General features: G+C 62.8%; 21 protein-coding genes and 2 riboswitches. Of the genes, 17 read left to right on the plus strand and 4 right to left on the minus strand.

What is annotated here, in order from left to right; genetic code table 11:
- Positions 1-2 precede the first annotated feature (2 nt).
- The 4 genes from QMC96_04435 (at position 3) to cgi121 (ending at position 4,122) form a co-directional block, all read left to right on the plus strand.
- Positions 3-812 carry a serine protein kinase RIO gene (locus tag QMC96_04435; protein MDI6876003.1) on the plus strand — a complete coding sequence of 270 codons (810 nt, stop codon included), beginning with the start codon at positions 3-5 and terminating at the stop codon, positions 810-812.
- On the plus strand, positions 809-1,348 hold the full coding sequence (locus QMC96_04440) for a KH domain-containing protein (GenBank protein ID MDI6876004.1): 540 nt from the start codon (positions 809-811) through the stop codon (positions 1,346-1,348). The genes QMC96_04435 and QMC96_04440 overlap by 4 nt, the downstream gene beginning before the upstream one ends.
- 78 nt (positions 1,349-1,426) lie before the next feature.
- A complete protein-coding gene (locus QMC96_04445) occupies positions 1,427-3,580 on the plus strand; it encodes an ATP-dependent DNA helicase (protein ID MDI6876005.1) in 2,154 nt (717 codons plus the stop codon).
- Positions 3,577-4,122: a KEOPS complex subunit Cgi121 gene (gene cgi121, locus QMC96_04450; protein MDI6876006.1), complete on the plus strand. Its 546-nt coding sequence runs from the start codon at positions 3,577-3,579 to the stop codon at positions 4,120-4,122. The genes QMC96_04445 and cgi121 overlap by 4 nt, the downstream gene beginning before the upstream one ends.
- 9 nt (positions 4,123-4,131) lie before the next feature.
- Here the strand turns inward: cgi121 and QMC96_04455 are convergent, their stop codons facing one another.
- Positions 4,132-4,620, minus strand: coding sequence for a MogA/MoaB family molybdenum cofactor biosynthesis protein (locus QMC96_04455; GenBank protein MDI6876007.1), 489 nt, complete (start codon positions 4,618-4,620; stop codon positions 4,132-4,134).
- 95 nt (positions 4,621-4,715) lie between these two features.
- On the opposite strand from QMC96_04455, the gene QMC96_04460 reads away from it, so the two are divergent.
- The 10 genes from QMC96_04460 (at position 4,716) to pdxT (ending at position 13,375) form a co-directional block, all read left to right on the plus strand.
- Positions 4,716-4,844, plus strand: coding sequence for a hypothetical protein (locus QMC96_04460; GenBank protein MDI6876008.1), 129 nt, complete (start codon positions 4,716-4,718; stop codon positions 4,842-4,844).
- 378 nt (positions 4,845-5,222) lie between these two features.
- Positions 5,223-6,506, plus strand: a complete 1,284-nt coding sequence (locus QMC96_04465) for an ORC1-type DNA replication protein (protein MDI6876009.1) — start codon at positions 5,223-5,225, stop codon at positions 6,504-6,506.
- Between the two features lie 5 nt (positions 6,507-6,511).
- A complete protein-coding gene (locus tag QMC96_04470; GenBank protein ID MDI6876010.1) occupies positions 6,512-7,003 on the plus strand; it encodes an Lrp/AsnC family transcriptional regulator in 492 nt (163 codons plus the stop codon).
- A 7-nt stretch (positions 7,004-7,010) separates the two neighbouring features.
- Positions 7,011-8,174 (plus strand): aminotransferase class I/II-fold pyridoxal phosphate-dependent enzyme, encoded by a 1,164-nt coding sequence (locus QMC96_04475; protein MDI6876011.1) that lies wholly within the window; start codon positions 7,011-7,013, stop codon positions 8,172-8,174.
- Positions 8,175-8,872: 698 nt separating this feature from the next.
- Positions 8,873-9,883 (plus strand): adenylosuccinate synthetase, encoded by a 1,011-nt coding sequence (locus tag QMC96_04480; protein MDI6876012.1) that lies wholly within the window; start codon positions 8,873-8,875, stop codon positions 9,881-9,883.
- The gene (locus QMC96_04485; protein ID MDI6876013.1) at positions 9,880-10,065 is read left to right on the plus strand and encodes a methytransferase partner Trm112; all 186 of its coding nucleotides are present in this window, start codon (positions 9,880-9,882) and stop codon (positions 10,063-10,065) included. The genes QMC96_04480 and QMC96_04485 overlap by 4 nt, the downstream gene beginning before the upstream one ends.
- Complete coding sequence (locus tag QMC96_04490; GenBank protein MDI6876014.1) at positions 10,062-10,598, plus strand: hypothetical protein; 537 nt, start codon at positions 10,062-10,064, stop codon at positions 10,596-10,598. Before QMC96_04485 ends, QMC96_04490 begins: the two co-directional genes overlap by 4 nt.
- Positions 10,577-11,548 carry an adenosylcobinamide-phosphate synthase CbiB gene (gene cbiB, locus QMC96_04495; GenBank protein MDI6876015.1) on the plus strand — a complete coding sequence of 324 codons (972 nt, stop codon included), beginning with the start codon at positions 10,577-10,579 and terminating at the stop codon, positions 11,546-11,548. The genes QMC96_04490 and cbiB overlap by 22 nt, the downstream gene beginning before the upstream one ends.
- A 353-nt stretch (positions 11,549-11,901) precedes the next feature.
- Positions 11,902-12,798 (plus strand): pyridoxal 5'-phosphate synthase lyase subunit PdxS, encoded by an 897-nt coding sequence (gene pdxS, locus QMC96_04500; GenBank protein ID MDI6876016.1) that lies wholly within the window; start codon positions 11,902-11,904, stop codon positions 12,796-12,798.
- On the plus strand, positions 12,788-13,375 hold the full coding sequence (pdxT, locus tag QMC96_04505) for a pyridoxal 5'-phosphate synthase glutaminase subunit PdxT (GenBank protein MDI6876017.1): 588 nt from the start codon (positions 12,788-12,790) through the stop codon (positions 13,373-13,375). Before pdxS ends, pdxT begins: the two co-directional genes overlap by 11 nt.
- Before the next feature lie 586 nt (positions 13,376-13,961).
- On the opposite strand, the gene QMC96_04510 is transcribed toward pdxT, so the two are convergent.
- From QMC96_04510 to QMC96_04520, 3 genes are all read right to left on the minus strand, one after another.
- Positions 13,962-15,533, minus strand: a complete 1,572-nt coding sequence (locus QMC96_04510; GenBank protein ID MDI6876018.1) for a hypothetical protein — start codon at positions 15,531-15,533, stop codon at positions 13,962-13,964.
- Entirely contained in the window at positions 15,530-17,062 is a 1,533-nt protein-coding gene (locus QMC96_04515; protein MDI6876019.1) for a hypothetical protein, read from the minus strand. The genes QMC96_04510 and QMC96_04515 overlap by 4 nt, the downstream gene beginning before the upstream one ends.
- Before the next feature lie 295 nt (positions 17,063-17,357).
- Positions 17,358-17,418: riboswitch (Fluoride riboswitch) on the minus strand.
- A gap of 427 nt (positions 17,419-17,845) precedes the next feature.
- Positions 17,846-18,310 (minus strand): HEAT repeat domain-containing protein, encoded by a 465-nt coding sequence (locus tag QMC96_04520; GenBank protein ID MDI6876020.1) that lies wholly within the window; start codon positions 18,308-18,310, stop codon positions 17,846-17,848.
- Positions 18,311-18,654: 344 nt separating this feature from the next.
- On the opposite strand from QMC96_04520, the gene QMC96_04525 reads away from it, so the two are divergent.
- The 3 genes from QMC96_04525 to QMC96_04535 all read left to right on the plus strand — a co-directional run bounded on the left by QMC96_04525 (position 18,655) and on the right by QMC96_04535 (position 20,023).
- Positions 18,655-19,413 carry a coenzyme F420-0:L-glutamate ligase gene (locus tag QMC96_04525; GenBank protein MDI6876021.1) on the plus strand — a complete coding sequence of 253 codons (759 nt, stop codon included), beginning with the start codon at positions 18,655-18,657 and terminating at the stop codon, positions 19,411-19,413.
- A 68-nt stretch (positions 19,414-19,481) separates the two neighbouring features.
- Positions 19,482-19,640 (plus strand): hypothetical protein, encoded by a 159-nt coding sequence (locus QMC96_04530; GenBank protein MDI6876022.1) that lies wholly within the window; start codon positions 19,482-19,484, stop codon positions 19,638-19,640.
- A 158-nt stretch (positions 19,641-19,798) separates the two neighbouring features.
- The gene (locus QMC96_04535; protein ID MDI6876023.1) at positions 19,799-20,023 is read left to right on the plus strand and encodes a hypothetical protein; all 225 of its coding nucleotides are present in this window, start codon (positions 19,799-19,801) and stop codon (positions 20,021-20,023) included.
- A gap of 18 nt (positions 20,024-20,041) precedes the next feature.
- Positions 20,042-20,103, plus strand: a riboswitch (Fluoride riboswitch).

The following is a 20,103-nucleotide window of genomic DNA, read 5'->3' on the forward strand; positions in this document are numbered from 1 at the left end:
GCTTGAGCCGGGAAGACGTCCAGGAGATGTTCGACCGGGAACTCCAGGAGAAGGGCGTCCGCCTGAAGGACCGGGATCAGCTGAAGGTGCGGCAGGACGTCTTCGACGAGGTCACCCTGCTGGCGCTCTACCGCTTCGTCCATAAAAGGCTCATCTCCGCCATCGGCGGGGCGATCAGCACGGGAAAAGAGGCCAACGTCTTCTACGGCGAGATGGACGGCCGGCCCCTCGCCATCAAGATCTACCTGGTGCAGACCGCGAACTTCCGCCGCATGACGGAGTACCTGGACGGTGACCCGCGGTTCGCCCGCATCCGCCGCACGCGGAAAGATATCATCTTCGCCTGGACCCGGAAAGAGTACAGCAACCTGGCCCGGGCAAGAGAGGCGGGCGTGCGGGTGCCCGAGCCCATCGCGTTCGACCGCAATATTCTCCTGATGGAGTTCCTGGGCGAGGACGAGCTGGCCTACCCCCCGATCCGGCTCGCGGAGGTGAACGACCCGCCGGCCGTCTACGAGGAGGTCGTCGATTCGATGCGGCGGCTCTTCCAGGAGGCGCGGCTGGTGCATGCGGACCTGAGCGAGTTCAACATCCTCTACGACGGGAGGGTGCCCTACATCATCGACCTGAGCCAGGCGGTGACGCTGGATCACCCGCGGGCGATCCCGTTTCTTGTGCGGGATATCCATAACGTGAACCGCTTCTTCTCGCAGCTCCTGGATGTGCCGGAGGAGAAAGAGGTTTTTAAACGTATAACCGGCAACCCTATATCGGGATTGTACAGCGAGAGGCAGCAGGAGGGTTCGAGGTGACCGTGCAGGAGCTGAAGATACCGCCGGACCGCGTCGGAGCGCTCATCGGCAAGAACGGCGCCACCAAACGCTTCATCGAGGAGCAGACGGAGACCACGATCGGCGTGGACAGCAAAGAGGGTCTGGTGACGGTGCAGGGGGAGAATATCGAGGGGGTGATCGCCGCCGCCGATGTCGCGAAGGCGATCGGGAGGGGGTTCTCGCCCGAGCGCGCCTTCCAGCTCCTCGACGAGGATATGATGCTCGAGGTGATCGATCTCTCGAATGCCGCGGACTCCCCCCAGCAGCTGGAGCGCGTGCGGGGGCGGGTGATCGGGCGGGCCGGACGGTCCCGGGAGCAGATCGAGGACATGACCGGAACGCAGATCTCCATCTACGGCAAGACAGTATCCATCATCGGGCTGCCGGAACAGATCCGCATCGCACGGACTGCCATCGAGATGCTGCTCTCCGGCGTGCCCCACGAGACGGTCTTCTCCTTTTTAGACAAGAAGAGGAGGGAGGCCAAGCAGGAGATGCTGGAGTACTACTACTGACGGCGGGGCTCGCCCCCCCTGCACGAACGACCATGTCCGTATGCCGCCCCGACCGAATCCAACCCTGCCTCTAGAACCATGGAGATAGCTGCACTTCCGCTGCCCGAACGGCTCAAGGAGGTCTACCGCGAGAAGGGCATAACGGAGCTCTACCCGCCCCAGGCGGCCTGCATCGGGAAGGGGCTTCTTACCGGGCGGAACCTCCTTCTCGCCATCCCGACGGCGAGCGGGAAGACGCTCGTGGCCGAGATGGCGATGCACCACCATATCGCGAGGGGGGGCAAATGCCTCTATATCGTCCCCCTGAAAGCGCTCGCCAGCGAGAAGTTCGAGGAGTTCGGCGGAAAGGGGGTGCGGGTGGGGATCTCGACGGGCGACTATGACCGCCGCGAGGAGCACCTGGGCCGCTACGACATCATCGTCGCCACCAGCGAGAAGGTCGACTCCCTCCTGCGGAACCGCACGCCCTGGATAACGGAGCTGACTCTTCTCGTCGTGGACGAGGTGCACCTGCTCGACTCCCCGGACCGGGGGGCGACGCTGGAGATGGTCATCACCAAGCTCCGCCACCGCAACCCGCACCTCCAGATTCTGGCCCTCTCCGCCACCATCGGCAACCCCCGGGCTCTCGCCGGATGGCTGGATGCGGAGGCGGTGGAGAGCCGCTGGAGGCCGGTGGACCTGCGGGAGGGGGTGTACTACCGCGGGAGGATCCACTTCAAGGACCGCGACCGCACGGTCCCGCAGCCTTCCAAGCACGACGACCTCAACCTCTGCCTGGACACGGTCGCCGAAGGGGGGCAGTGCCTGCTCTTCGTGAGTTCCCGCCGGAACGCCGAGGGCTTCGCCAAACGGGCCGCCGCTGCCCTGGGCATCCGGGACCCCGCCCTCGCCGAGTACGCTCGGAAGATCGCCGCCGCCGCGGATACGGACGTCGACCGCACGCTGGCGGACTGCGTCTCCCGGGGGTCCGCCTTCCACCACGCCGGCCTCACCCGGGAGAAGCGGCAGATCGTCGAGGAAGGGTTTCGCAGCGGCCGCATCAAGTGCATCGCCTCCACGCCGACCCTCGCCGCCGGCCTGAACCTGCCGGCGCGGCGGGTGATCGTCCGCGACTACCTGCGGTTCCAGTCGGGGCAGGGAATGGTCCCGATTCCGGTGCGGGAGTACCGCCAGATGGCCGGCCGCGCCGGTCGCCCGCACCTGGACCCCTACGGCGAGGCGGTGCTGATCGCGAAGTCCCGGGAGTCCGTGCACGACCTCTGCGAGCACTACATCGACGCCACAGCGGAGGACGTCCAGTCGCAGTGCGCCGGGGAGTGGGCGCTCTGCTCCCACGTCCTCTCCCTCGTCGCGACGCAGTTCGCGGAGAGCCGCGAGGGGCTGCTGGCGTTCATGGACGGGACCTTCTACTGCCACCAGAACCAGAACCGCCGCGCCCTCGAGCGGAGCATCGAGGATATCCTCGCGTTCCTGCGGGACGCCGAGATGATCGCGGAGACGCCTGACCGCCTCTACGCAACGGAGTTCGGGACCCTGGTCTCGCGCCTCTACCTCGACCCCCGCGGGGCGGATGCGATCGCGAACGCCCTGATCGCTGAGAGCGAGTTCTCCGAGATCGGGATGCTGCAGCTGATCTGCTCCACGCCGGACATGCCCAGGCTCTACGTCCGCCGGAGCGATCTCGGGTTCCTGGAGCGGTTCGTCAGCGAGCACGAGGACGAGCTCTGGCTGCCGTTCCCGGCGTTCGAGGACGACGGCGCCGAGGCCTACTACCAGAGCCTCAAGACCGCGATGCTCCTCCTGGACTGGACCGGGGAGCTGCCCGACACGGCGATCTGCGAACGCTACGGCGTGGGTCCGGGGGATCTCCACGCGATGGTGGAGGGCGTGAACTGGCTCGTCCACGCCAGTGCACAGCTGGCGCGAATGTTCGCGCCGCCCCACGCCCCGCGGATCCGGGATCTCGAGCGGCGGATCCGCTATGGCGTCCGCTCCGAGCTGCTGCCGCTGGTGCGGTTCCGGGGCATCGGGCGCGTCTTCGCCCGCCGCCTCTACAACAACGGCATCCGGGACGGGGAGGGCATCCGGGCGGCCAGCAGGGACACGATCGTCTCGATCCTGGGGAGGGGGAGGACGGAGCAGCTCCTGGCCCAGGTGGAGACGGGGGATGCGGACGATGCGGAGGCGGAGGGGCAGTCCACCCTGAACGCCTTCGGGGACGACGCATGAAGGCCGATCCCGCGATGCCGGCGGGCCCGGAGGATGCCGGGTGCGAGATCCTCCAGGCGGTCTTCTGCACCGAAGACCCGTCCCGATTCGTGCAGGAGCTCCGGCGGCTCGCGCGGACGTTCGGGATCGTGATCGTCAGCTTCGACGCCGAGAAGATGGCCGGCAGGGCCCACGTGGAGGCGGCGCTCCGGCATGCCCGCCGCTCCTGCAGGCGGGGCGACTGTATCGCCAGCTCCTTCGAGATGGAGGCTCTCCTCTACGCCGCGGGGACCCGGCAGTGCGCGCTGGCCGCCGGGTTCGGGGTGCACGCCGGGTGGAACCGGGCCTACATCGCTCTCTGCCCGCCGAGCCCGCCGGCTGCCGCGGCGCTCGAAGGTCTCGTTGCCATGGTTGAGGAAGACTGGGAGATCCTCCCGGCGGAGAAGAGGCGCCGTCTGGCGGATCTCTTCGGCATCACCCCGCAGGAGATCGAGGCGGCCGGGCCCGATCGGATCCCGGACCTGGTGCTGGAGCGGGTCGCCCTGCTGGACGTCCTGAAGTGAGCGGGCTGTCTACCGCTGGGCGTGGCTCAGCATGTGCTGAACGACGGGGATGATCACCCGGCTGGTCGCCAGCTGCACCGCCTTGGGCGATCCCGGGATGCAGAAGACCGCCCTCTCCCGGAGGATGCCCGCGACGGCCCGCGACAGGATTGCGGACACCCCGATCTCCGCGTAGCTCATCGAGCGGAATATCTCGCCGAATCCGTCCAGTCTCTTCTCCAGGAGGGGTTCGATCGCCTCGATGGTGCAGTCGTCGTGCGTGAGGCCGGTCCCGCCGTTGAAGATGATGCAGTTCGACCGATCGGCTGCCCGGAAGAGTTCCGACCGGATCTTCTCGACAGCATCGGGAACGACGGCGTAGTGCGTCACGTCGATGCCGGCCTTCTCCAACAGGGAGCGGATCGTCTGCCCGCTGAGGTCGAGGTCCGGCGTTCTCGAGCTGGATACCGAGATGATCGCGGCGGTGATCTTGATGTCCCGTACGTGCCCCGAGTTCATGTACCGGGATTCGGCGTATTCGGTATTCAATCCGATGGTGGCGAAGGGGCGGTGCGGGGAGCCGGGGGTTCCGCCGGGGGACCCCTTTGTTTCCAGTGGAACGACTGGAGTTCGGGGGCGGTATCTTCCGGTGCGATGGCATGGTGGAGATCCCGTTCCTCCGCTTCACCTCTACCCCGATCCCGGCGGCGACGATCGACGATCACGGGGGATCATTCGAATGATTTTAATAATTGAAGTGAGAAACCGCTACAATAGAGCATTTCATGTATAGGGGAAATGATGCACGAGATCATTTCCCGTTTTCCAGTGGAAACAAAGGGGTCCCCCCATCATCCGCCCACCACCCGTTGTCGAGGATCAAAACCTCGCTGCATCGTCATTCTGCCGGAACCAGGAAGAGACGGGGGTTCCGAATCGAACTCGCGGATCGGCCGCAACGGGTGCTGACGAACCAGAATCGCGGTTCGATCGGCGAACTGCGGTGTAGCCAGCCGGATCCGGAGACGCTCCAGTGGAAACCGGGGGGTTCCGTCAAACCGATTGGCTTATGAAGACCCGAGACACCAACCTAACGAATAGGCAACGCCAGTGTGAATGCCATGGCAGACGAGAGGGAGCGATCAACGGGACTGTTCGACAAGTACCTTACCAATAAGAGCATATTCAGGAACCGGGAAGTTCTGCGGCACTCCTACCGTCCCAATATCCTCCCGCACCGCCAGCCCCAGATCGGGGCGGTCGCCTCCATTCTGGCTCCGGCGCTGAAGAACGAGACCCCCTCCAACATCCTCCTCTACGGAAAGACGGGCACGGGGAAGACGGCGGTGGTGCGCTACGTGGGGGCGGAGCTGGAGAAGGCGAGCAGCGAGATGGGAACCGTCTGCCGTGTGGTCCACCTCAACTGCGAGGTGATCGACACCCAGTACCGCGTCCTGGCCCAGATCGCCAAGGGGATCGAGGAGGCCGACGCGGTCCCGAGCGACCGAAGCCGCGCCACGATTCCCATGACCGGGTGGCCGACCGATCAGGTCTACGCCGAGTTGAAAAGCCAGCTTGAGGCCTCCGTCGGGGTGCTGGTGATCGTGCTCGACGAGATCGACAAGCTCGTCAAGAAGAGCGGCGACGAGACCCTCTACAACCTGACGCGCATCAACTCCGACTTGAAGAAGGCCAAGGTCTCCATCATCGGGATCTCCAACGACCTGCGGTTCACCGATTTCCTGGATCCCCGCGTGCTCTCGTCCCTGTCCGAGGAGGAGATCGTCTTCCCCCCCTACGACGCCCACCAGCTGCGGGATATCCTCCAGCAGCGCGCGGAGATGGCGTTCGAGCCGGGCGTGCTCGAGGAGGGGGTCATCCCCCTCTGCGCCGCCCTGGCGGCGACGGAGCACGGGGACGCACGGCGGGCGCTGGACCTGCTGCGGGTCTCGGGAGAGCTCGCTGACCGCGAGAGCGCGGACAAGGTGACCGAGAGGCACGTGAAGATGGCGCAGGAGAAGATCGAGACCGACAGCATGATCGAGTGCGTCTCGACGCTGCCGACCCAGAGCAAGGTGGTGCTCTATGCCATGGTCCTCCTGGACCAGATGGGGAAGAAGATCTTCACGAGCGGAGAGGTGGTCCAGGTCTACCGTGAGGTCGCCAAGCTGCTCGACCTGGACATCCTCACCCACCGCCGGATCACGGACCTCGTCTCGGAGCTGAACATGCTCGGCGTGATCAACACCCGGGTGGTCTCCAAGGGGCGCTACGGGCGGACCAAGGAGATGTGGTTCGACGCGAACACCGCCCGCATCCGCGACGTGATCTACAAGGATCCGCGCCTCTCCGAGGAAAGGTTGATGCAGATAGATGCCAACCGGTTGAGAGGATTGTTCCGGTGATACACGTGGACGAGACAGACCGAACGCTGCTGCATCTCCTGGAGGAGAACAGCCAGACGCCCGTGCAGGACATCGCTGTGATGCTGAACATCCCGCTTCCGGAGGTTGAGGAGCGGATCCGGAGACTGGAGAAGGCGCGGATCATCCGGAAGTACACGACCATCATCGACTGGGAGCGCGGCGGAGACGGGGAGGTGGCGGCGATCATCGACCTGAAGGTCAGCCCGGAGCGGAACTTCGGCTACGACAAGATCGCGGAGCGGATCGCCCGCTTCCGCCAGGTCCGCTCGCTCCACCTGGTCACGGGGGTGTACGACCTCCAGCTCGTGGTCACGGGGAGGTCCATGCACGAGGTGGCCCGGTTCGTGGCAGAGGAGATCGCGCCCATGGAGCAGATCCGCGAGACGGCGACCCACATGATCATGAAGACGTTCAAGGAGAACGGACTCCTCTTCTTCGAGAAGGAGTCCGGCGAACGGCTCCCCTTCTCGCTCTGAGGTCAGGATGAGGGACTTCGTCTCGAATAGGGCCCGCACCATCCCCCCTTCGGGCATCCGCAGGTTCTTCGACCTGGTGCAGGACATGGAGGGTGTCATCTCCCTCGGGGTGGGCGAACCCGACTTCTGCACCCCCTGGAAGATCTGCGAGGCGAGCATCTACTCGATCGAGCACGGGCGCACCTCCTACACCTCGAACAAGGGGCTCCGCCCGCTGCGGGAGGCGCTCGCAGGCCACCTCGCCTCCCGCTACCGCCTGGAGTACGACCCCGAGGAGGAGATCATCATCACCAGCGGCGTGAGCGAGGCGGTCGACATCGCGCTTCGCGCCGTGGTGGATCCCGCCGACGAGGTGCTGGTCGCCGAACCCTGCTACGTCGCCTACGCCCCCGGTGTGACCCTCGCCGGCGGGGTTCCGGTCCCGGTGCCCTGCCGGGCGGAGGACGATTTCCGCCTCACGGCGGATGCCCTGCTGGAGCGCATCACCCCCCGCACCAAGGCCCTGATGATCAACTTCCCCAACAACCCGACGGGGGCGGTGCTGACCCGCTCCGACCTCGCGGAGATCGCCGACGTGGTGATCGACCACGACCTCCTGCTGATCAGCGACGAGGTCTACGCGGAGCTGACCTACGAGGGGACCCATACGGCGGCGGCTTCGATCGACGGGCTGCGGGAGCGCACCATCACCTTAAACGGCTTCTCCAAGGCCTACGCGATGACCGGCTGGCGCATCGGCTACCTCTGCGCTCCCGCGCCGCTCTGTGCGGCGGCGCTGAAGATCCACCAGTACGTGATGCTCTGCGCTCCCGTCATGGGGCAGATGGCTGCCCTGGAAGCCCTCCGCTCCGGTGAGGAGGAGAAGAACGCCATGGTGCGGGAGTACCGCCTGCGGAGGAACCTCTTCGTGGACGGGCTCAACAAGCTCGGGCTCTCCTGCCACGTGCCGAAGGGCGCATTCTACGCCTTCCCCTCCGTCGCGTCCACGGGGATGTCCGACTTCGAGTTCGCCGAGGCGCTCCTGAAAGAGCAGCGGGTGGCGGCGGTGCCGGGCAGCGTCTTCGGAGCTTCGGGAGCCGGACGGATGCGGTGCGCCTACGCCGTCTCCCGCGAGGAGATCCTGACGGCCCTGCGGCGGATGGAGGAGTTCCTCGCCGCGCGGAAGAGGTGAGCCGCCTCCGAGATCCGGTTATTTTTCGCGAAGGCTTTTTTCGTGAGTTCTCTTCGGATTTCCCGGACCGGGGATGGTTTGCCGTAGATTTGCGGGCGTGTATGTGGATCAATTGAGATCGCGGCACCCAGTTCAGCGATTCTGTGCCGGATTCGATCCTGACACGCGGTATCGGAGTCCGCTCCGGATCCAGAACCGCCGGCTGCCTGGTGTCAGACATTACGGACAGCCTGCCCCCTGTCCGACAGAATGGGGAACCGGACCCCTTTGTTTCCAGTGGAGATGTTTATATGCTTCGCCCAACTCTGCGGAAAGTGCGGAGAGTCCTGTGCCAATAATACGGCGTTTTCACGGCCCTGCGGGAAATCCACCGTATATTCTCGGGCATCCTGCAGAGCCCGGCGGGGCGGGCGATCGGGCGGGCAGCTCGAAAATGCTCGCCGGGATCCCCTGCATCTCCGAAAAAATCCGCTTCCACTGGAAATATCGTCGCAGGCGCCGGCAGAAGAATGTTGAAAATCGGGGGGGGGGGAGCCCCGCCCGTCCCGAGGGATCTGCGTCCGCCGGCGCGGCCCTGGGACGGGAATGCCCTCCGTCAGGTCTGCGGCCCCGTCTGCGCCCCGCCGCACCCGGGAATTCGGGGGAGGGACTATGATCAACTATTTCTTCCTGTATCTCCCACACTACATGATAGAACAATGGCTTGTACGATCATCGTCGGCGGATTCTTCGGGGATGAAGGCAAGGGTAAGATTGTTGCGCATATTGCAAACCGCGACCGCCCCTCGGTAATCTCGCGGGGTGGCGTGGGCCCGAACGCCGGTCACACCGTCACGATCGGCACACAGACCTACGGGGTTCGCATGGTCCCCTCCGGATTCGTCTTCCGCGATGCAGACCTCTGCATCGGGACCGGCGTCCTGGTGGATCCGCGGGTGTTCCTGCGGGAGGTGGAGATGCTCGGGGTGCAGGGGCGGATGTACGTGGACCGGCGCTGCGGGATCATCGAGGAGGAGCACATCCAGCGGGACCGGGGGAGCGAACACCTGAGCAAGAAGATCGGGAGCACCGGCACCGGCTGCGGCCCGGCGAATGCGGACCGGGTGCTCCGCCTCTCCCGCCAGGCGAAAGATGTGCCGGAGCTCTCCCCGTTCCTCGCCGATGTCCCCCTGAAACTGAACGCGGCGATGGACGCCGGCGAGAATGTCCTGCTGGAGGGCACCCAGGGGTTCGGCATCTCCCTCTACTTCGGCACGTACCCCTTCGTCACCAGCAAGGACACCTCCGCCTCCCAGATCGCCGCGGACAACGGTGTCGGACCCACGCGGATCGACGACGTGATCGTGGTCTACAAGGCATACCCCACCCGGGTGGGGGAAGGGCCGTTCTCGACGGAGATGTCCAGGGAACGGTCCCACGAGATGGGGATCGAGGAGTTCGGGACCGTCACCCACCGCCCGAGAAGGGTCGGTGTCTGGGACGGGGGAATGGCCCGCTACTCCGCGATGGTGAACGGCTGCACGCAGGCGGCGATCACCGGGATCGACCGGGTGGATCCCGCCTGCGCCGGGGCGACCGAGTACTCGAAGCTCTCCCGCAAGGCCCGGGACTTCCTGGCGCAGGCCGAAGAGGATATCGGGGCCCCGATCACGCTGATATCGACGGGTCCGGATATCAGCCATATTATCGACCGCCGTGATGAGATATGAGAAGACGGCTGATGGAGATCCTCTGCTGTCCGGTCTGCAAGGGTGACCTGATCCTTCAGGTCGAGGCGGAGAACGAGGAGGAGGTGCTGGAGGGAACCCTCCTCTGCGGGGCATGCGCCGCAACCTACCCGATCCGGGAAGGGATCCCGAACCTGCTCCCCCCGAACGAGAGAGAGTCATGAGCGTCTACGAGATTCACCTGAACCGGCGGGGCATCAACTCCCTGGAGGCCCCGAAGCAGGCGGAGGTGGAGACAGGAAGCGACCTGGAGCTGCGGCTGATCAACCACGGGCATCCGGTCCACCTCACCCTTTCCGCCCTCAATCCGAAGCCGTACACCCACTTCGTCCACGAGAACCTCTACATCGACGACGAGGAGACGTACCCGATCCCGATTCGCACGGATGCGCAGGAGGGATCCTTCGACCTGGAGGTCATCGCCGGTTACGGCTCACGGCGGTCCCGCTTCAGCGTGATCGTGAAGAAGGCGGAGGAGAAGGTGGAGCAGCCGGCGCCGGAGCCGGCGCGTGCGGCGTTCACCGTCCCCGAGCAGATCAGGACGCCGTCCGCGCTCCTGGCGATAGCGGCCCTGGTCGCCTATGCCGTGTGGCTGCTGGCCTTCCCGTCGAGCGCGGAGAGCGTTCTTGTGAACGTCTTCGCCTTCCTTCTGCTGATCGGGGGTTTCGTGGCGGCATGGTCACGGCGGGGCTCGTAGGCCTTCTCCCGGGAGAGCCCGCCCCCCACCTCCTGGCCGCGCTGACCCTCCTCCTCGCCCTCGCGGTGGATCGCGCCCTCGGGGATCCGCGGTCCCCGTTCCACCCGGTCGCCCTGGTCGGTCGGTTTATCGGCTGGTGGGGCCGCCCGGCGCTCTGGCCCCCCTCCCTCCAGCGGGTTGGCGGTGTCTGCGCCGCTCTCTGCACCGCCGCTCTCTTCGCCCTCCCGTTCTTCGTCTTCGAGCGGTTCGCTCCCTGGTACCTCTACCTCCTCGCCGCCCCCTTCCTCCTGAAGTTCTGCTTCGCCTGGAGATCCCTGGAGGAGCACGCGGAGGCGGTGCGGCAGGCGCTCGCCCGTGACGACGCCGCGGCACGGGAACTGCTCGCCCGCATGGTGAGCCGCGACACCGCCGCCCTCTCCCGCGAGCAGATCCTCTCGGGCGCGTACGAGTCCGCCTCCGAGAACCTGGTGGACAGCATCGTCGCGCCCCTCTTCTACTACGCACTCTTCGGACTCCCCGGGGCGGCGTTCTACCGTGCGGCGAACACGATGGACGCGATGCTCGGATACCGCGACGAGCGGGAGCGCCTGGGGTGGTTCCCCGCCCGCCTCGACGACGCCCTCAACTTCGTCCCGGCCCGGCTCGGCGGTCTCGTCCTCCTCCTCTACTTCGGGCTGCGGGGGCGGTTTGCGGCGGCCCGTGGCGCCCTCCGCCGGGATGCGCGAAAACGCCCCGGCTTCAACGGGGGGATCCCGATGGCGATCATCGCCGGGGGCGCCGGCGTCTGCTTCGAGAAGCCGGGCGTCTACTGCATGGGAAATCCCGAGCGGTCCCTTTTCGAGGGTGGGGACGGCGTGATCCGGGCGATCCGGGCGGCGACCCTGATCTCCGCGGGGCTTCTCGCGGGAATCCTGGTGCTGGCGGGGCCGCTCGCCGCACCTCCCGTCTAGGGCGGCTGGCGTCCCGTACCCTCGGGATGCCAGGGGGCGCGGCTCCTTCCCCGGTCCCCCCGGCACGGCAGCCACCCGGGGACGCGGATCGGGGAGTTGCCTCAGGGCGCCTGCGAATCCCCGTGGAAGGATGGGAATGACGCATCCCGGCGGTAGCGGGAGAAGAGGGGTTCGATGCCGCCCACCGACTGCGATCGAACCTCCCGCTGCTCCTGTGCCCCGCGCTCTCGTGCCCGGCGGGAGAAGAAATGCCCCAGCTCTGCGGCGCATCTCCGTATTTTCCCGCGCGATACCCCATGGCATGGTCGGATGCACTATTTTTATGGGAATGGCTGGCCAACTAGCTAACCGCAATGAAGCTAGAGGAGCTGAGATTCGGGACCGAGCTGCTGAAGCGGGGTTTTGCGTCCATGCAGAAAGGGGGCGTGATCATGGATGTGGTCTCCGCCGAGCAGGCGAAGGTGGCGGAGGAGGCCGGCGCCGTCGCCGTGATGGCGCTCGAGCGGGTGCCGGCGGATATCCGCAAGGCCGGCGGGGTCGCGCGGATGGCGGACCCGGCGAAGGTGCTGGAGATCATCGATGCGGTCTCCATCCCGGTGATGGCGAAGGTGCGGATCGGCCACTTCGTCGAGGCCCAGGTGCTGGAGAGCCTCGGCGTGGACATGATCGACGAGAGCGAGGTGCTGACGCCGGCCGACGAGCAGTTCCATATCGACAAGACGCGGTTCACCATACCGTTCGTCTGCGGCGCACGGGACCTGGGGGAGGCGCTCCGCCGCATCGACGAGGGCGCCGCGATGATCCGCACCAAGGGCGAGGCCGGCACCGGCAACGTGGTGGAGGCGGTGCGGCATATGCGGAACATCATGGGTGCGATCCGCAGCCTGCAGGGGAAGAGTTCGCAGGAGCTCACGGACTTTGCCCGGGAGATCGAGGCCCCCGCGGCCCTCGTGGCGGAGTGCGCACGTCTCCAGCGGCTCCCCGTGGTCAACTTCTCCGCGGGCGGAATCGCCACGCCGGCCGACGCCGCCCTGATGATGCAGCTCGGCGCCGACGGGGTCTTCGTCGGCTCCGGCATCTTCCTCTCCAGCAACCCGCCGCGGATGGCGAGAGCGATCGTCGAGGCGGTCAACCACTACGACGAGCCTGCGGTCATCGCCGAGGTCTCGAAGAACCTGGGAGAGCCGATGCGGGGCCTGGACATCCACACCCTGAAAGAGTCCGAGGTGCTGCAGACCCGTGGGCGGTAGGATCGGGGTGCTCGCCCTCCAGGGCGACGTATCGGAGCACGTCCAGGCCTTCCGCAGGGCCCTTCGGGAGGCGGGGCGGGGCGAAGGCGCCGCAGTCTTCGTACTCCGCCGCGCCGACCAGATCGCGGGCTGCGACGCGATCGCCATCCCCGGCGGGGAGTCCACCACCATCTCCCGCCTGATCGACAAGAACGGCATGCGGGCTCCTCTGGAGACGTTCGACGGCGGGATCTTCGCCACCTGCGCCGGCATGGTGCTGATGGCAGAAGAGGTGGACGACCCCCGGGTCCGCCCCCTTGGCCTGATGGACATGACGGTCCTCCGCAACGCCTTCGGGCGGCAGCGGGAGTCGTTCGAGGCCGACCTGGACGTCGCGGGGCTGGACAGGCCGTTCCACGCCATTTTCATCCGCGCCCCGCTCGCGTCCCGCGTGGGCGGGGATGCGCAGCCGATGGCGTCCATCGAGCGGGGCGCCGTCGCGGTGCGGCAGGGGCGGCACATGGCGTTCTCCTTCCACCCGGAGCTCGGCGGGGACCTGCGGCTGCACCGCCTGTTCCTGAACGGTCTTGTTGGTTGATGCACAAAGCATGGGACTTTCGCCATTTGTTTTCCTATCTGATCTTCAGGGCCGTACCTCTCAACGCCGGGTAGGGTAACCGGTCTGGGGAAAAACCGGAGCCTCCCCCCTCCAACGGGTGCGATGGAGGGTCCGGGAAGGCCCGTGGAGGCCTGCTCAATCACGCTCCTCCATGACCTCGCCTCCGGGAAGGAGCAGGCCCTGTCAATGAACCGGTCAGGTATCACGGAGCCGGACCGCTCCGGGACCGGGCTGTCGCAGCCGCGAAGAGCTGACGGCCGAGATGAGCGCGGCGTTCCTGGGAACCATGATGGGGGACGGATCCGCCCGTGCTCGCGTGATGGCGGCGTCTCGGGATGGCTGCGGCTCATCTGCAATGAGTTGGCGGCCCGGGTGAGCCGGGCGGCGGGGGATTCCCAGCGGGCGAGTCTCTCCGCTCGCCTACGTTCGCTTCGTGGCGGCTCCCCCGATCCCGCCGCTTGCACCGCTGCTGGTGGTGAATACGGGCTCATACCCCGTGTTGGCCTCCGACCGGGGGTTGAACGAGGTGCTAATCCGGTAATCGTTCCCCGATTTCCCAAGAAGTTCAGGGAGATTCCTGAAATATCCTGTCATACAGATCTTTACCAAAACTCGTTTGAAGCGGTTCGCCCTCTTTCACTTTGAAGGTCCGTTCTCCGTCAGGTCTTCTTTCAGCTCGGAGAAATAACGCATTGTCCATGTTTCTTTCATACATCCCCCGTGAAAATTCATAGAGGTGAGTAACGAAGACGACCTTAACCCGTTTTTCCAGCAATGCACCGACGATCTGCCGTGATATCTCCGAACCTTCCCGTTCATTCGTCGCAGCAAAAGATTCGTTGAACAACACCATGCTGTCCGGTTTCAGGAGATCAACGATATCACTCATTCTGCTGAGTTCTTCGTCGTATTTGCCCCTTCTCATCGTCCGATCCTCTTCCCGTTTGAAGTGGGTGAAGATCCCGGTACATACATCAGAACAGAATGATTCAGCCGGTACGAACGAACCACACTGCATCATCAATTGCGCCAGCCCTGCACTCCGGAGAAACGTTGATTTTCCTCCCCGGTTTGCTCCGGTGATAATGATAAGGTCCTTATTTTCAGCGTTCACATCATTCCCGACAATCCCCCGTTCCTTCGTTATGGCCATGCACACATCATAGAGCTCTTTGCAGCAGAGAGCCCGTCTTCCAGGCTCAAAGGGGATAGGAAAACAGAATGGTTTGCCAATGCGGATCAGCTGCTCTCTCAGATTCAGGCACCCGATATAAAAGGCCAATTCGGTCTTCAGTGAGGTTAAAAAACCGAGCATGTGATCAGACGACTGGAGGAGGATACGGGCAACCGTATTCACACTCTTTTCCTTCATCTCTGCCAGTGCCTGAAAACCCGTTATATCCCGATCAGCGATGGCAAAACTGTAGTGAGACGGCTGTTCTCTGGAGAATACCCGGGACATCCACCCCGGTTTTTTTATGTCCTGATACTTTTGAAGAGTATAATTCGATCCCTTGTTCCCTTTCCCGAGTTCAACGCCGACAAGTATCCCCTTTGGAAAGGATAATTCCTCGAGTTTTTCCTTCAGGCGAGCGATGTATTCATCGGGCAGCTCTCTCTCAAGCATTGCAAAAAACTCTTTGAAACCCTCGGATTCAAAATTCCCCGCATGCTCCTCCGCTATGTTCCGCAGTGCCACAAGCTTATCTATAAACGGCCCGAGTGCTCGTAGGGATGCGCTCCGCACGGAATCTGCACTTTTCCCGAGATACCAGGTTAACCCTTTTTGATACTCCTCGATCGTTTCGTCGGAAATCCTGTATATGTCCCTGACGACCTCCGCATTCTTTATGCAATCCTTGAGGATATCCTGACGGTACAGGATCGTGTCGGTGTCTGTTACGCTTGTAAGAACAACATTTTTGACTACTTCAAAGAGAAATTTGTCCCCGCCTGCCATGGCATGGAAGAGAATATCCAGTTCCAGGTCTTGCGTCACTATTCGTTTATTTTGTGGCAGCATTGCCCATTGTTGGTCATAATCGCGGGCTCTCCACAGGGCAGGCGAGGGGGAGATCTGGAGCATCCCCCAGAGGGGATTGAAATCGCGATTCCGGTATAAGAGCAACGGTTTCATGGTTGAATACGCTCCAGAATATCTTCATATGTCAACCGGTGCTTTCTGGCAATCGCTATGGCATAGGAAAGTCCGTCTGCAGGTTTGCGTACAATCTTATACGTCCGCAAATCCGGATTATCCGGAACCATCGTGCTGACAAGACTCACGGTCTTTTCCAGCGTGCTCAGCTCGTCCAGGAATGTGACGTAGACGCACAACAGATCCAGATGTATGGCCTGCTCCAGAACTTTTCTTCCCAGGAACAGGGCATCCTGGACTGTTGTGGATGTGAACATCTCGTTAATGATGATGATGCTCCGGGATGTGCTCTCCGAGAAAATGGAGTGAATCCGGACGAGATCGTTCTCCAGTTTACTTTTCAAATCAGTGATATGCTCTTCCCGTTCGAAATGCGAGAACAGTCTGTCGAAAAGAAAGAGGCGGGCTGATCGGCCGGGAACAGGACACCCAATACTTGCGAGGAAATGCAATTGGCCAAATGTCCGGGCAAATGTCGTTTTTCCGCCTTGGTTTGGGCCGGTTATGACAAATATACGTTCCTCGTCCTCGAGGTAAAAGTCATTGGTTACAATTGGTTTCTTCTCATGGCTCAATGTGACAGCCAGAGCAAGGTCGAATCCTTCGCGGCTCCAGATCTCTTTGTTTGTATCAGAAACCTGGGGGATACAGAAGGATAGCCCCCCTCTTCCGATCGAGGCAACTAACTCCAGATATGAGATATAAAACTGAATCTCCCGATTGAACCGGGCGATGGTGATATCCAGATAATGGATATTCTTCTCCTGGAATGCATCAAGATGCGAGAACACCTCCGGATACAGTGCTGCAACCAGATCGAGGACCTTTGCTTCAACGTGGTTCATTTCAGGGTCTTCGAGAAAATTTTCATGGAAAGGCCGAACCGGTTCCTGGAGGAATTTCTCAAAGGTAGATTCTACCTCTCCGATATAGTCCTCGTCCGATTCCCTTTTTAGAACAGTGATCTCCTTTCCCCTGATAAGCAGACAATACCTTGCCCGGGACAGTTCTTCCCTGAGATTTTCTGTTTCTGCAACTAAAGAACGAAAATCAGCTGATTCTACATAGCGATTCAGATATTCGCGAAAGGCCAGGAACCCCCGTGATTTAAGATCGAGATGTGCGAGGTCATGGAACAGGCATGCGATCGCTTCGCAGTATAATGCCACTGCGTCCAAGAACCAGCGTCTCTTTTGGTATATGCAAGGGAGTTTCTCAGCCTGGACGAGATGGTTCCGCACCGTTTGCATCCTGCGGGAAAAAGATTTGATAGCCTCAAAAAGTCGGGCATCCCCGAGTTCCTGGACAATTTCCTGACGGTACGTTATGGCATCGATACTTTTCAATGAATGATAGAAAAATGGCTCGAGATCGTATTCTTCATAGCCGGTTGTGACAGCATGGACAATCTGATCCAGATGCAAATCCGAGAAAAACGGTGGTTCCTGGAGAGTTCCCCCGCTTATATCTTCATCTGGATTGTCAAAGAGGATGCTGAAAAAGCTCATAAAGGAAATCCCCCCAGAACCAGGAACCTTGACGAAGGAGAGGGATCTTCGCCACGTTCGGGCATCATCACTGGAACCGTTCGCAATTTTTTTCCCTGACTGCATATCAGGGATGTGACTCTCCGGATCCCCGTTTTCATGCTACAAAACGCGGCATACCTGTAGACTGCATTTCTGTTGTATGGGGGAGATGACCCATCCGTCAGATAAATGCATTTTTCGATGATGGGACAACGAGATTCAGAGATGATACGAATAAATGTCGCTCGTTCACCCTCGGATATCATACTGTTCCTCCCGGGTAGAAGTCATTAGCTATCGGCGGTTCATCGGTGGACTTCATCACCGGCAATATTCCGTGGAGGTGTCAACTGCTGTAGAAGAGTATTGGAGAAATATTATTAAAGTTCATGGAGGATGAACTGATACATTGCAAAAGAGGGATGAAGAGAACCGTTTTATCGCCTCATATGCGGGTACATTTCTCCAGAACAGAACAAGAGCATTTAATCGTATACCGATTGGTCGGGGACAATAAGGATGCCGGGAATGAAATGGAATCAAACATTCATCCGACCGGAACGTCTCCCAGAAGAGGCGGTGATCCGGAGTAAAAACCTTCACTGCGGGAGATCGGTTCTCGCGAAGATGCGTACACGGTGAAACGCGGCTGATCGATCTTCTCGCTTCCAGCCCCAGAAAAATGGGGTGACGGTGACTGGATGAGCATTGCTGTCCGTCAGGAAGAGGTAGCTGGCGGGATGCCTGGCCTTCTTCAGGGATTCAATTCTCCTCGGGGAGGTGCCAGGCATGCTTGATTTCAGTCAGCGCGTTCTCCGCCGCCTCCCGCAGACGGTCGTCCGGCTCCTGCAGGATGCGCGTGAGCGGGTCGATCGCCCGGATGCTCCGGATCCGCCCCAGCGCTTCCGCGGCATGGACGCGCGTCTCGCTCTGCTCCCGGGTGTCGAGGAGCCTTTCGATCAACGCCCCCACGGCACGGACGCTCGGCAGATCCCGCAGGGCGCAGGCGGCGTGCATGCGGATGCCGGAGTCCGCATCCTGCAGACACTGCACCAGCGTCTGCACCGCCCGGGGGTCCCCGCTCGCCCCCAGGGCATCCACGGCCGTGATTCGCGCCGCCCTGTCAGACGCACCCCCTGCGGTCTCGATCAGTCCGTAGACGTCGGGGGCGAGCGGCAGGTTCGATCCCTGCCCCCCCCGATCGATTTCCCGATACATCGTGCCCATGTACATCATCACCCCGAACAACGGAAGACACCCCGCCCCGCAACGGGACGGCGTGAAGAAGCTGCACGTGTGATCTCAGGCTGCCCGAGTCGCTACCCGAGTCCCTCTCCGCTTACCACCAAGATCGGCCGGGCTAAAACCAGAAGTGCAGGACTCGCACCCGTGATCCTTGGCGGCACCGTGCATTACCGTATGTTCGCGATCCCTCTATAAAAACGTATAGCCTTCGAAATCCGCCCTGCGTTTGGAGCCTCGACAGCCCCCTTCTGCGGCGGGCTCGGACCGTGCGGGCTGCTGCGGTTCGAAAACCCTTAATGCCCATCCGCCCGAACTCTCCTGCAGCTATGTCAGTACAGGTATTCGGTGTGGAGGGTCTGCCGCTCATCCGCAAAGGGGACGATCTGGCTGCCCTGATCTGCGGGCGCGTCGCCTTCGAGGACGGGGACATTCTCGCTCTGGCGTCGACCGTCTACTCGAAGGCGAAGGGGTATACCCGTGACCTGCGCACGATCGTGCCCGGGGACGAGGCGAAGCGGATCGCGGCGCGGGACCATGAAGATCCACGGTTCGTCCAGGCGGTGCTCGACGAGGCGACCGACGTCCTCCTGGACGAACCGTTCATCCTCTCGGCGATGCCATCCGGTCACATCGGCGTCCGCTCGGGCGTGGACCGCAGCAACGTCGAGGACGGGTTCGTCATCCTCCTCCCCCCGGACCCCATGGGGGCGGCCGCGGAGCTGCGGGAGGCGATCCGCAAACGGTCGGGGAAGAGAGTCGGCGTGATCATCACCGACACCGTCGGGCGGGCGTTCCGCCGGGGGCAGACGGGCAACGCGATCGGCTGGAGCGGGATGCCGGCGATCCGGGACTTCCGGGGCGACACGGATCTCTTCGGCCATTCCCTCCAGATCACGGAGGAGGCGGTGGTGGACGAGATCGCCGGGTTCGCCAACTTCATCATGGGGGAGAGCGACCAGGGCATCCCGGCCGTCGTCTTCCGCGGGTGCGGGACCTGGCAGGGGCACGACAACCTCTACTTCACGCCCGACGAGGACATCCTGCGGTGCGCCCTGAAGAGCATGGGGTCTCCCGTCCGCGATTAGGCGGGGGAGACCGACGAGCAGTCTGCACCGCATGCAGAACCTGCCATCCCCCCGGGCGCGGAAGCGGTATGGCAGGCATCGTCGAGGATCTCGCGTCCACTATCGTCCAGCGGATCGAGAGCATGGACGGCCTCGACCCGGAGCTGGAGCAGGCGTGCGCGGACATCGCGAAGATGTGCGACGTCATCGACAGAGACCTCGAGCTCATCCTCAGCACCCTGTGGTGAGGTCCGGCGATCCATCCGGAGAGCGGCCCCCTTCCTGTGTCCCGCGCACCGGAGGGGTACCGGCGCAGCCCCCTTCGTATTCCGCGACGGATCGTGGAATCGGGAATTGCATAAGGTAGATATGATCGGACGAATAACCCGGAGTACCTGGTGAGATCATGCTCTGCCGAACCAGAGAAGAGAATCCCGTCATGATCTGCCCGAACTGCGGATACCGGCTCCTGCCCTCCGAGCGTCTGGAGTACAGCGGCGACAACGACTGCCTGTGCATCCCCATCCTCATCTGCCCCAACTGCGGCTGGAAGCGGCAGCGGTTCTGGGAACCTGACTGCGACGATCTCCCCATCGGCTACACCGAACCTCAGGACAAATCATTTATCTGAAGAGACAGAAGAAGCTCGGGATACGCTGGCGATGAAGTCCGCCACCAACCGCCCGTCCGGCTGATGACTTCTACCCACAG

It is taken from the genome of Methanomicrobiales archaeon, assembly GCA_030019205.1.
In the GTDB taxonomy this organism is placed as follows: Archaea; Halobacteriota; Methanomicrobia; order Methanomicrobiales; family JACTUA01; genus JASEFH01.